Source organism: Mycobacterium sp. NPDC004974, from assembly GCF_053600815.1.
In genome coordinates this window covers 95,259-107,601 of the sequence record NZ_JBSGAQ010000005.1, presented here as the reverse complement: position 1 = coordinate 107,601, position 12,343 = coordinate 95,259, and the positions used below count along the sequence as shown (strand labels likewise).

Here is a 12,343-nt window from a genome sequence, read left to right as displayed (position 1 = left end):
CCGGTGTAGTTCGATACGGTCGGTTCATGCACGAGCGGACTGTCCGGGCAAAGATCAGTACCGGCATCGTCGAGGGATTCACGCGCGACGGCGTACATCGTTGGCGTTCGATCCCTTACGCCAAGCCTCCGGTCGGCCGGCTGCGTCTGCGGGCACCCGAACCGGCCGAGCCGTGGCCCGGTGTGCGCTACTGCCACGGGTTCGGTTACTGCGCGCCCCAGCAAAATCGCTACACGCTCGTCGGCCTGGGCAAGCACCAGCCGATGAGCGAGGACTGTCTGACGCTCAATGTGGTCGCGCCGGAGAAGCCTGACTCCGATGGTCCGCTGCCGGTGATGTTCTTCGTACACGGCGGCGGCTACATCCTGGGTAGCTCGGCCACCCCCATCTACGACGGTGCCGCACTGGCCCGTCGCGGTTGTGTGTTCGTCTCGGTCAACTACCGGCTGGGCATGCTCGGGTGTGTCGAGCTGTCGTCGCTGGCGACGCCGGAGCATCCGATCGACGACAACCTGTTCCTGCGGGATCTGGTGTTGGCGCTGCGGTGGGTACGCGACAACATCGCCGTGTTCGGCGGGGACCCCGACAACGTGACGATCTTCGGTGAGAGTGCCGGTGCGCACGCGGTCGCGACCCTGCTCGCCGTGCCCGATGCCGAGGGGTTGTTCGCCCGGGTGATCTCGGAGAGCCCGGCCAGCGGGATGGTCAGCTCCGCGGGTGCTGCCGCCCGTATCGCGGACCAGCTCGCCCAATTGGTCAGTCCCGGTGGGGGATCAGCGGCCGCAGCGCTGATGTCCGCCCGCCCGGCCGAGCTGGGCCGGGCCCTGGAAGAACAGATCATGCGCGGCCAGACCGATATGCCCGGCGCGTTTCCGGTCGGTCCGACCTTCGGTACCGAATACCTGCCGGTCGATCCGGTCACCGCAATGGCCGAGGGCAGTGCACACCGGGTCCCGTTGATCGTCGGCAACAACGCCGACGAGGGGCGGCTGTTCACCCGGTTCCTCCAGTTGCTGCCGACCAACGAGCCGATGATCGAGAAGCTGTTCGCCGGTGCCGACCCCGAGGAGCGCCGCCGGATCGTCGCGGCCTATCCGGACTATCCGAGCAGCGCGGCCTGTGTGCGGCTCGGTGGTGATTTCGCGTTCGCGTCGGCCACCTGGCAGATCGCCGAGGCACACAGCCGGCACGCGCCCACCTATGTGTACCGCTACGACTACGCGCCGCGCACCCTGCACTGGGCGGGGCTGGGGGCGACGCACGCGATGGAACTGCTCGCGGTATTCGACACGTACCACACGAGTTACGGCGCGTTGCTGACGGCCGTGGGCGACCGCGCGTCGGCCCGGCGGGTCAGCCGGGACGTGCAGCGGCGATGGCGTGAGTTCAGCCGGACCGGTGAGCCGGGCCCGGGCTGGCCGGCCTATGACAGTTCCGAGCGGGCGGTTTTCGTGTTCGACCGCCGGCCACGCGTGGAGTACGACCCGCGGGCGGTGCGGCGTCAGGCCTGGGAAGGGTTCACGCTCGCCGAGCACTGAGTCGGTCGGAGTTCGGCTGATTCACTCTGGGCGATTTGCTGCACGGAATCCTCCGGTGTGGTTGCGTATTTGGTGTGGACTATCCCTTGGATCCGCTGTCCGCCGACGAGTTTCGCGCGGTGGCAGCGATATTGCGGCGTGAGCACGGGGTCGGGGAGGGCTGGCGGGTCGCCTCGGTGGAACTCGTCGAACCGTCCAAGGCCGAACTGGCGGCTTTCGACGGCGGCGGCGCGGCACCGGGCCGCCGCGCGGCTGTCATCTGCCTGGACCGATCGGCGAACGCCACCTACAAGGGCGTGGTGTCGCTGACCGACGACCGGGTCGAGAACTTCGACCATGTGCCGGGAGTCCAGGCCAACTTCACCGTCGACGAGTTCATCGAGTGCGATGAGGTGCTGCGCAGGCATCCCGACGTGATCGCCGCACTCGCCAAACGCGGTATCACCGATCTGGACAACGTGTTCATGGACACCTGGACCTACGGTGACGCGGTCGCGCCGCCCGAGTACCGCGACCGTCGGATCGGCTGGTCGGACACCTGGTACAAGGATGCCCCCGGCGCCAATCCCTACGCCCACCCGGTCAGCGGTCTGCACTGCGTGATCGACATCAACACCATGGAGGTGCTGCGCGTCGAGGATGACGGCAGCTCCGAAAAGCCCGACGTGATGGGCGAATACGTACCGCACCACATCCCCGAACGGATTCGCGCGGCCTCGCGCCGGGAGCCGCTGAAGCCGCTGAACATCACCCAGCCCGATGGTCCGTCGTTCACCTTGGACGGCAACCTGCTGGGCTGGCAGAACTGGTCGTTGCGGGTCGGCTTCAACCACCGCGAGGGGATGACGCTGCACACCGTGCGGTACCGCGACGGCGAGGTGAATCGTTCGGTGGCCCATCGGATGTCGTTCGCCGAGATGGTGGTGCCGTATCGGGACTCCTCGGTCGATCACTACCGGCGGACCGCGTTCGACATCGGCGAGTGGGGTCTGGGGTTCATGACCACGTCGCTGGAGCTCGGCTGCGACTGTCTCGGTGAGATCCGTTATCTGGACGCGGTTCTGCACGACAGCACCGGCGAGCCGTACACCATCACCAATGCGATCTGCATCCACGAGGAAGACAATGCCGTGCTGTGGAAGCACGTCGACCACGATGCCGGCGCCGAGGTGCGCCGGATGCGCAGGCTGACACTGTCATTCCACGTCACCGTCGCGAACTATGAGTATCTGGTGTACTGGCGGCTGTACCAGGACGGCAACATCGAGTGTGAGGTCCGCGCCACCGGGATCATGGTCACCACACCGGTTCCGGCGGGGCAGCCGCATCCCAACGGCACGCTGGTCGACGAGCGCACCTATGCGCCGTTCCATCAGCACTTCCTGATCGCCCGGTTGGACCTGGACGTCGACGGCACCGACAACACGGTCTACATGACGGAGTCGTACGCCGAACCGATCGGTCCCGACAATCCGTACGGGCTGTCGCTGGTGGTGCGCAATCAGGCACTGCGCACCGAGCAGGAGGGCAAGCAGGACGTCAGCTTCGCCACCCAGCGGGCCTGGAAGGTGGTCAACACCAACGTCGTCAACGGCTTCGGCGCCCACCCGTCCTACAAGCTGGTGCCCACCGGGGCGATCCCGGCGATGTTCGACCCGTCGTCGCCGGTGCTGCAACGCGCAAATGTCATCGCCCACACGCTGTGGGTGACCCCGAACCGGCCCGACGAACGCTGGCCGGCGGGGGAGTTCGTCAACCAGTCGGCGGCCGACTCCGGGTTGGGGGAGTGGACCAAGGCCGACCGGTCGATCGACAACACCGACGTGGTGCTCTGGTACGTGTTCGGTATCCACCACATCACCCGCCCGGAGGACTGGCCGGTGATGCCCGTGGACGTGGTGTCGTTCTGGCTCAAGCCGTTCGGCTTCTTCGACCGCAACCCGGCCCTGGACGTGCCGCCCACCCCGCCGGACTCCTGCGCGCACGGTCATGCCACGGCGGCACACCATTAGTTGACACCTGTCATATGTGACGCGGAACACTGCTAGGTTGCCTGTGTGCAACCGACTCGGACAGCCGTACTCGACCGCCCTGAAGACCTGACCTGCGACTGGCTGACCGCCGCCCTGGGCGCCGGGCCGGTCAGCGGATTCAGTTTCGAGCGGATCGGAACCGGCCAGATGAGCGAGTGTTATCGCGTCGCGCTGAGCTACACCGGGGAGGCGGACGGGCCGGCGTCGGTCGTGTTGAAGGTGGCCGCCACCGATCCGAACAGCCGCCAGACCGGGCTGGCGCTGGGACTCTACGAGCGCGAGGTGCGGTTCTACACCGACATCGCTCCCGCCCTGGCGCCCGGGCCGGTCGCGCCGTGCTATCACGCCGCGATCGATGTGCAGACCGGTGCTTTCGACCTGTTGCTCGGCGATGCCGTGCCCGCGGTGGTGGGGGACGAGATCCGCGGCGCGACAGCCGAACAGGCCGCGGTGGCGCTCACCGAGTTGGGTCGCATTCACGGGTCGAAGCCCGGCGCCGAGGCGCTCGACCGAGCCGAATGGCTCAACCGTGAGGCACCGGTCAACCAGGGGCTGATCGCCGGCCTGTACGCGGCGTTCGTCGACCGCTACGCGGGCGTGATCACGCAGGAACAGCGGCACGTCTGTGAACGGCTCGTCGAGAGTTTCGATGCCTACCTGGCCGACGAGGGCGCGCCCGAGAGGCCGATGGGTCTGGTGCATGGCGACTATCGACTCGACAACATGCTGTTCGGGGACTCCGGTGCCGACCGGGACCTGACCGTGGTCGACTGGCAGACCGTCACCAGGGGGCCGGCGTTCACCGACGTCGCTTACTTCATCGGCTGCGCCCTGCCCGTCGAGCAGCGCCGTGCGCACTACGACGGGCTGCTGGCGGCGTATCACGAGGCCCTCGGGCCGGACTCGGCGTTGACGCTCGATCAGGTGCGCGACGGTGTGCGCCGGCAGAGCTTCTTCGGCGTGATGATGGCGATCATCTCCTCGATGCTGGTGGAACGTACCGACCGTGGCGATGCGATGTTCATGACGATGCTCGACCGGCACTGCAGCCATGTGCTGGACACCCGGGCGCTGGATATCCTTGCGCCACCGGCGATCCCGCAGCCGCTGGTGCCTGCCGTCGAGGACGAGTACCCGCATACCCCCACGGGCGAAGAACTGTGGAACGAGAGCTGGTATCTCGACTTCGCTGACGCCGACGCGGGTTTCGGTGGCTGGATCCGCCTGGGGCTGATACCCAATCAGGACACCGCGTGGGTCAATGTGCTGTTCTGCGGTCCGGGGATGCCGACCGTGGCGCTCAACGACTTTCACGCCGCACCGGCCGAACCGGCCTTGATCACGGGTGAGGGCGTCGAGCTGAGCCTGCAGCCCGTCGAGCCGCTCAAGGTCTACCGGGTGACCGCCTCGGGTACCGGGCAGGCCCATGACGATCCCGCCGCGCTGCTGCGCGGTGAGGCGGGCCGGCCGGTTCCGGTGACCATGGACCTGACCTGGACCACGGTGGGAACTCCGTACCAGTACCGGATCACGCCCCGCTACGAGATTCCGTGCACCGTCTCGGGCACCGTGAGCGTCGGTGAGCAGACCTTCGAGATCAAGGCCGTCGCGGGCCAGCGCGACCACTCGTGGGGTGTGCGGGACTGGTGGTCGATGAACTGGGTGTGGAGTGCGATCCATCTCGACGACGGCACCCATCTGCACGGCGTGGACATCCGGATCCCCGGGATGCCGCCGATCGGTATCGGCTATTCGCAGCGCGCGGGCGAACCGCTCGTCGAATTGCAGTCGGTGACAGCGCGATACACGCTCGGCGACGACGATCTGCCGGTGTCGACGACGCTGACCCTGCAACCGGGTGACATCGAGGCAAGCATCGACATCCAGGGCCATGCGCCGGTGTTGCTGGTGGCCGCGGACGGGCGGGTCAGCCAGTTCCCGCGCGCCTGGGCGAAGGTACGCACCACCGATGGGCGCACCGGTATCGGGTGGCTGGAGTGGAACCGGAACGTCAGCTCACCCGAAAACGCTTGAGCCGCGCAGTCGCCCCGGAGATCAACTCCACGCGGCTGCGCGGCACACCCAGATGCTGGGCAAGCAATTTGGTGACGGCGTCGTTGGCCTTGCCGTCGACGGCGCGTTCCTGAACGTAGATGGTGAGCGCGCCGTCGTCAGCGACCTCGACCAGCGGGCCCTTGCGGCTGCCGGGCTTGACGCGGACGACGACGGTTTCGCTCACACCGTCATTTTCTACCGCGCGACGATCACCGAGGAGCCGTGGCCGAACAGGCCCTGGTTCGCGGTCACGCCGACCTTTGCGCCCTCGACCTGACGGCCGGTGGCCTGACCCTTGAGCTGCCAGGTCAACTCGCAGACCTGCGCGATGGCCTGCGCCGGGATGGCCTCGCCGAAGCAGGCCAGACCGCCGGACGCGTTCACCGGGACACGGCCGCCGATGGTCGTCGCACCGGAACGCAGTAGCTGCTCGCCTTCACCCTTGGCGCACAGGCCCAGGTGCTCGTACCAGTCGAGTTCCAGTGCGGTGGACAGGTCGTACACCTCGGCCAGGCTGACGTCCTCGGGACCGATCCCGGCCTCGGCGTAGGCCGCGTCCAGGATCTGGTCCTTGAACACGCGCTCCGGTGCGGGCACCACGGCGGTGGAATCCGTTGCGATGTCCGGCAATTCGGGCAGGTGCTGCGGGTAGCGCGGCGTCACGGTGGAGATCGCGCGCACCGACGGCACACCCTCCAGCGAGCCCAGGTGCTTCTCGGCGAACGACTTGCTGGCCACGATCAGCGCGGCCGCACCGTCGGAGGTGGCGCAGATGTCGAGCTGGCGCAGCGGGTCGGACACCACCGGGCTGGCCAGCACGTCCTCGATCGAGGATTCCTTGTGGTAGCGGGCATTCGGGTTCTGCAGGCCGTGCCGGGAGTTCTTCACCTTCACCTGGGCGAAGTCCTCGGCGGTGGCACCGTAGAGGTCCATCCGGCGGCGGGCCAGCAGGGCGAAGTACACCGGGTTCATCGCGCCGAGCAGGTGGAAACGCTGCCAGTCCGGATCGTTCTTGCGCTCGCCGCCGACGGGCGCAAATGCACCCTTGGGCGTGGTGTCTGCGCCGATCACCAGCGCGACATCGCAGAAGCCGGCCAGGATCTGGGCGCGGGCGCTCTGGAGCGCCTGTGAACCCGATGCGCAGGCCGCGTAGCTCGACGAGACCGGCACACCGTTCCAGCCCAGTTTCTGGGCGAAGGTCGACCCGGCGATGAAGCCCGGGTAGCCGTTGCGGATGGTGTCGGCGCCGGCGATGAACTGGATCTGCTGCGCGTTCAGGCCAGCTTCGGCCAGGGCCGCGCGGGCGGCGACAACGCCGTACTCGGTGAAGTCGCGTCCCCACTTGCCCCACGGGTGCATGCCCGCGCCGAGGATGTACAGCGGTTCGGGAGTGCTCATGCGATCCTCCAGGCGTGGGTGGTGCGCTCGACGCCCTCGTCGTCGGTGTAGAGCGTCATGGTGGTCAGCTCCATCTCCATACCGACCTTGAGATCGGCGGCGAGGGTGCCTTCGACGACCTTGCCGAGCACGATCAGGCCTTCTTCGGCCAGTTCCACCGCGGCGATCGCGAACGGCTCGAACGGGTCGGTCTTGGGGTACGGCGACGGTGGGAGGTACCGGTTCTCGGTGTAGCTCCACACCTTCCCGCGGCGGGACAGCGGAACCAGGTCAAGGGTGTCGCTGTCGCAGGCCGGGTTGGGGCAGTTGTTCTCGCGCGGCGGGAAGACGTACGTGGCGCACTGGGTGCACTTGCCGCCGATCAGGTGGGTGGCACCGGCGTCGTCGGTGGCGAACCACCCGTCGATCGCGGGTTGCGAAGATGCTGCTGGCACGCGGCCAGCCTAAACGATCAAGACCGCAGAACTGAAACGTGTTGCAGTTTTGTCCCGCGGACCAAGATAATGTGTTGAAGAGTACGAAACAGTTTCGTACTCTTCGGACCATGGTTCGAGGTATGGAGCGTGAGCGGGCCGTGTTGGCCGCGACGGCCGAGTTACTGGTGGAACGGGGATACCAGGCGTTGACGATCGATGCCGTGGCCGCGCGGGCCGGCGCCAGCAAGGCGACGATCTACCGCCGGTGGCCGAACAAGGCCCAGCTGGTCCGCGCCACGTTGGACGCTGCCGACGCCGCACGCAATGCGTCGGTACCCGATACCGGGACGCTGCGCAGTGATCTGTTCGCCGTGATGGACGCCGTCGCGGCGAACGTGGCCGACCCGCTGACCCGGGTTACCGCGGAACTCGCGACGCTGATGCGCCACGACGCACAGCTGGCCGAGGCCATCCGCGAACATCTCGCCAAGGAGGAGCTCTCGCCGTTCCATTACGCGCTGCAACGGGCCATCGCCCGGGGCGACATCGCCGCTGACACCGACGTCGAGCTCATCCACGACGTGGCCGAGGCGATGATCCTCCGCCAGGTTCACCTCGACCTGCCGGTCGACGCGGCGTTCAGTGCGCGGCTGATCGACGATGTCCTGCTGGTCCTGCTCGGAGGTGTCCGCAGGTGACCGTCGTGATCGCAGGCGCCGGGCCGACCGGACTCACCCTGGCCATCGAATTGGCCCGGCGTGGCGTGCCCTGCCGGGTGCTGGACAAGGCCGCGACGCTGTTCCCCGGCTCGCGTGGCAAAGGGCTGCAGCCGCGCACGTTGGAGGTCTTCGACGACCTCGGCGTGATCGGTGCCGTGCTGGCCGCCGGTGAGTCCTTTCCGCCGATGCGGCTGTACCGCGGCGCGGACGTGGTGTGGGAGAAACCGATCTACGACCTGCTCGGACTGCCCGAGTTGGAACCCACGCCGGCGGTGCCGTACCCGTACACCTGGCTGATTCCGCAGTGGCGCACGGATCAGATCCTGGCGGCGCGTTTCGCCGAACTCGGCGGGACCATCGAGTTCGACACCGAGGTAACGGGTTTCACGCAGGTCGATGACGGTGTCACGGTGCATACGCGGAGAGGATCGATCGACGCCGACTACCTGGTCGGCGCCGACGGCGGCCGCAGCACCGTGCGCAAGGCGTCCGGGGTCGACTTCCTCGGCGGTGCCCTCACCGAGGAACAGATCATCGTGGGTGACGTGCGGGCCCGCGGCCTCGATGGCCGGTGCTGTCACCTGCTGACCCGGGACGGCGACCAGTCCACGCGGTTCTCGCTGTGGAACCTGCCGGGCAGTGAGCATTACCAACTGGTGGTGACGATGGCGCCGGGCGTGGAGATTCCCGCGCTGACCCTCGACGGCATGCAGGAAGTGCTGCAGCACAGGTCGGGCCGACGGGACGTGACACTCTCGGATCTGCGGTGGATCTCGCTGTACCGGGTGAATCTGCTGATGGCCCAACGCTTCCGGATGGGGCGGGTGTTCCTGGCCGGAGATGCCGCCCATGTGCATTCGCCGGCCGGGGGGCAGGGCGTCAACACCGGGGTGCAGGATGCCTACAACCTCGGCTGGAAACTGGCCGCCGTATCGGCCGGAGCGCCCGACGCCCTGTTGGGCAGCTATGAGGCGGAGCGCCTGCCCGTCGCCGCCGAGGTGCTGCACCTCAGTGGTCTGTTACACCGCCAGGGGTTCGGTGCAACCGGGCCTGCGCCGGCGGCCATCCACCAGTTGGGCATCAATTACCGGGGAGGCCCGCTCGCGGTCGACACCGATCCGACCGGTGCGTTGCGTGCCGGCGACCGGGCGCCTGACGGCCTGCTGCCGGACGGCCGCAGACTGTTCGACGTCTTCCGCGGCCCGCACTGGAGCGTGGTGCAATTCGGCACCGAGCCGGTCGATTTCGGGATTCCGCAGGTGAGTGTTGGGCCCAACCCCGACTACGACGTGCCCGTCGGCTCCTACGTCCTGGTTCGGCCCGATGGCTACATCGCGGCGATCAGCACCCGGCCTGAAGTGATCCGCGATCAACTCGGCCAGGCTGGGGGATGCGAGCTGCTTCGAGCAGGATGCGAACGAGATCACTGTGGTTGTCGCGCATGAGGTTGTGTGCCCCGTCGAGTGCATGTGTGCGCCAGGCGGGGTCGGCGCTTACCCGCTCGAAGGTCGCGGCGAACGGCGATTCGCCCTCCCACCTCGTGGCGTAGACGTAGTCGAGCCGAAAGCGCGACAGGTCGTCGTGCAACCGGATCGGCTGCATCAGCGACGCGAGCGGATGTGCCGTGGCACGGTTGTCGAAGAACGGCAGCGGCGGTAGTCCGTAGCCAGTGGCATCGACGCCGGCGTACCACCGGCGCTGCTCGTCGTTGGTCAGGGTCCAGCAGGAGTCGCCGTCGCGCGGCACGAACGCGTCCAGATACACCAGCGAATCAACGTGCTGCGGAATGCGATCCGCGACGGCGGTGATCACCATGCCGCCGTAGCTGTGTCCGGCGAGAACCGCATGGGTCACCTGCTGGGCCTGCATTTCCGCGATCACATCGGCGATATGGGTTTCCAGATTGACCCCGGTGTGGGCCAGGTGGGCGCGCTCGGCCACCCCGGTCAGCGTCGGTGTCAACACCCGGTGGCCTTCGGCGCGCAGCGCGGCGGCGAGGTCGTCGAAGCACCAACCGCCGTGGCAAGCACCCGGTATCAGGATGAAGGTGGTCATCGGGAACTCCTGTCTGCGAGGGTGTTCCGTCGGTAGTCGGCGGTGACGCGGGCCAGATCCTGTGGATCGCCGGCATGCATCGTGCGGTTGGCGTGGACGACGGCCGTGGTCTCCTGGATGCGCCGGGACTCGTAGCCGGCGACGCCGCGACCGGCGGCCAGCTCGTCGGCGAGGGTGCGGGCGTCGAGGATGGCCTGTGAGCCGCCGTTGGCGCCGACGGGATACATCGGATGCGCCGCGTCGCCCAGCAGCGTGACGCGTCGAGTGCCCCAGTGGGACAACGGCTCCCGGTCGACCATCGGATACTCGAACACTGCCTCGGATCGGCCCACGAGTTCGGCCGTGTCCAGCCAGTCCAGGTGCCAGCCGGACATGCGGGCCGCCACCGCCGCGGGATCGACCTGGGCGTTCCAGTTCGCGTCCCCGGGAAGCGGGCCCGGCGTCGTCTCGGTGACCTGCAGTACCCAGTTGACCTGCTCGCCGCCGATCGGGTAGGTGACCAGCTCGACTCCGTCGGGCCCTTTGACGATGGCCATCGTGCGGCCGTCGAGAAACGGCCGAATACCGCTGGTGCCCCGGAACATCCGAACCCCCGACCAGGCCAGCGGGTCGGGGCCGGGATGCAATTGCCGGCGCACCGTCGAGTGCACCCCGTCGGCGCCGACGAACACCTCAGCAGTGAACTCCCCGGCACGGGTGGCCACCCGAACCTGGTCGTCGGATTCTTCGAAATCGGTGACGGCCGCGCCGGTGAGCACCGCGTCGGGGCCCAGCCGGGACCGGACCGCTTCGAGCAGCAGCATCTGCAGCCGGCCTCGGTGCACCGAGCACTGCGGGTAGCCGTATCCGCCTTCGATGCCGCGGGGCTCACGGAACAGCAGAGCGCCGTCGGAGCGGTAGAAATCGATGGCGGCCGGGGTGGCCGAGATGACCAGCAGGGCCTCACCGAGGCCGAGGTCGGTCAGTTCGCGTACCGCGTGCGGCAGCAGGTTGATGCCCACGCCGAGGGCCCGCAGTTCGTGGGCGCTTTCCAGGATCTGGGCGCGAAAACCTCTGGCGTGCAGGGTGAGTGCGGTGGTCAGGCCGCCGATGCCGGCGCCGGCGATGACGATCGGTCGTGTGGACATGATTCCAGCCTCGTCAGCGCCGAACCATAAGTCCAATACATAGTCAGTCCACAAACTATTGTGATTCCTTATGGAATTGCGGCAGCTCGAATACTTCGTCGCGGTGGCCGAAGAAGCCAACTTCACCCGCGCGGCCGAGCGGGTGCATGTTGCGCAACCCGCAGTCAGCGCCCAGATTCGGCACCTCGAGCGCGAACTCGGTCAGCCCCTGTTCGATCGCAGCCGACGTGCGGTCCGGCTGACCGCCGCCGGTGAAGCCGTGCTGCCCCACGCCCGAGCGGCGCTGGCCGCCGTCGCCGACGCTTGTACCGCGGTCGAGGAACTCGGCGAGTTGGTGCGGGGCTCGGTGGTGGTGGGCACCGTGACGGCCCACGACTTCGACATGGCGGGCCTGCTCGCTCAGTTCCACGCGGCGTACCCACTGGTCGACATCACGTTGACCAGTGATGAGTCTGACGCGCTGCTGGACGGCCTGCATTCGGGACGCCTCGATGCGGCCATCGTGTCGGTGGGTGCCGAACTGCCCGCCGAGTTGGCCGCCGAGGTGGTGACCGATCAGCGCATCGTCGCCGCGGTGGCGGATACCCATCCGTGGCGTCGACGACGCACCGTCACGCTGCGCGATCTCGCGGACCATCCGGTCATCGCCCTGCCGAGCGGCGCCGGGATCCGCCACCAGTTCGACCGGGCCTGCCGCGCGGCCGGGGTGGCGGCGCGCGTCGCGTTCGAGGCGAGCACCCCGAACGCGTTGGCTGAACTCGCCGAACGTGGGCTCGGCGTGGCGGTGTTACCGGAATCGGTGGCTGTCACCCGTGCCGCGCTGCACCCATTACCCATCACGCCTGAGCTGCGCGGCCGGTTGGTGTTCGCGTGGCGTGCGCAGGGGCCGATGAATCCGGCCGCCAGGGTCTTGATCGAGATGGCTCGTCGCCGTCTGCGCGTCAGTGGCCCCGCATAGAGTGAGGGCCGTGAGCCCCGCGAAGACCGAGACGAAGAACGCGC

General features: G+C 67.9%; 11 protein-coding genes. 6 read left to right on the top strand and 5 right to left on the bottom strand.

The features are described from left to right. The first annotated feature begins 26 nt into the window (after positions 1 to 26). From ACWEFV_RS13860 to ACWEFV_RS13850, 3 genes are all read left to right on the top strand, one after another. Positions 27 to 1,538 (top strand): carboxylesterase/lipase family protein, encoded by a 1,512-nt coding sequence (locus ACWEFV_RS13860; protein ID WP_450070572.1) that lies wholly within the window; start codon positions 27 to 29, stop codon positions 1,536 to 1,538. A 74-nt stretch (positions 1,539 to 1,612) separates the two neighbouring features. After that, entirely contained in the window at positions 1,613 to 3,550 is a 1,938-nt protein-coding gene (locus ACWEFV_RS13855; RefSeq protein ID WP_450070571.1) for a primary-amine oxidase, read from the top strand. A gap of 45 nt (positions 3,551 to 3,595) precedes the next feature. After that, a complete protein-coding gene (locus ACWEFV_RS13850; RefSeq protein WP_450070570.1) occupies positions 3,596 to 5,605 on the top strand; it encodes a DUF7064 domain-containing protein in 2,010 nt (669 codons plus the stop codon). Here ACWEFV_RS13850 and ACWEFV_RS13845 read toward each other — a convergent pair. From ACWEFV_RS13845 to ACWEFV_RS13835, 3 genes are read right to left on the bottom strand one after another with little or no spacing between them, the layout of a single operon-like run. Then, the gene (locus ACWEFV_RS13845) at positions 5,583 to 5,810 is read right to left on the bottom strand and encodes a DUF167 domain-containing protein (RefSeq protein ID WP_044524007.1); all 228 of its coding nucleotides are present in this window, start codon (positions 5,808 to 5,810) and stop codon (positions 5,583 to 5,585) included. The two genes, ACWEFV_RS13850 and ACWEFV_RS13845, sit on opposite strands and share 23 nt — an antisense overlap. A gap of 11 nt (positions 5,811 to 5,821) precedes the next feature. Beyond that, positions 5,822 to 7,024, bottom strand: coding sequence for a lipid-transfer protein (locus ACWEFV_RS13840; protein ID WP_135455467.1), 1,203 nt, complete (start codon positions 7,022 to 7,024; stop codon positions 5,822 to 5,824). Then, complete coding sequence (locus tag ACWEFV_RS13835) at positions 7,021 to 7,458, bottom strand: Zn-ribbon domain-containing OB-fold protein (RefSeq protein ID WP_135455465.1); 438 nt, start codon at positions 7,456 to 7,458, stop codon at positions 7,021 to 7,023. Before ACWEFV_RS13835 ends, ACWEFV_RS13840 begins: the two co-directional genes overlap by 4 nt. Before the next feature lie 110 nt (positions 7,459 to 7,568). Between ACWEFV_RS13835 and ACWEFV_RS13830 the strand changes: the two genes are divergently transcribed. Beyond that, positions 7,569 to 8,138 carry a TetR/AcrR family transcriptional regulator gene (locus ACWEFV_RS13830; RefSeq protein WP_450070569.1) on the top strand — a complete coding sequence of 190 codons (570 nt, stop codon included), beginning with the start codon at positions 7,569 to 7,571 and terminating at the stop codon, positions 8,136 to 8,138. Further along, positions 8,135 to 9,604 carry an FAD-dependent monooxygenase gene (locus ACWEFV_RS13825; RefSeq protein WP_450070568.1) on the top strand — a complete coding sequence of 490 codons (1,470 nt, stop codon included), beginning with the start codon at positions 8,135 to 8,137 and terminating at the stop codon, positions 9,602 to 9,604. The genes ACWEFV_RS13830 and ACWEFV_RS13825 overlap by 4 nt, the downstream gene beginning before the upstream one ends. Here the strand turns inward: ACWEFV_RS13825 and ACWEFV_RS13820 are convergent. Beyond that, on the bottom strand, positions 9,501 to 10,214 hold the full coding sequence (locus ACWEFV_RS13820; RefSeq protein WP_450070567.1) for an alpha/beta fold hydrolase: 714 nt from the start codon (positions 10,212 to 10,214) through the stop codon (positions 9,501 to 9,503). The genes ACWEFV_RS13825 and ACWEFV_RS13820 overlap by 104 nt on opposite strands. Continuing rightward, the gene (locus tag ACWEFV_RS13815) at positions 10,211 to 11,341 is read right to left on the bottom strand and encodes an FAD-dependent monooxygenase (protein ID WP_450070566.1); all 1,131 of its coding nucleotides are present in this window, start codon (positions 11,339 to 11,341) and stop codon (positions 10,211 to 10,213) included. Before ACWEFV_RS13815 ends, ACWEFV_RS13820 begins: the two co-directional genes overlap by 4 nt. Before the next feature lie 70 nt (positions 11,342 to 11,411). Between ACWEFV_RS13815 and ACWEFV_RS13810 the strand changes: the two genes are divergently transcribed. Then, a complete protein-coding gene (locus ACWEFV_RS13810) occupies positions 11,412 to 12,299 on the top strand; it encodes a LysR family transcriptional regulator (RefSeq protein WP_450070565.1) in 888 nt (295 codons plus the stop codon). Positions 12,300 to 12,343: the final 44 nt, after the last annotated feature.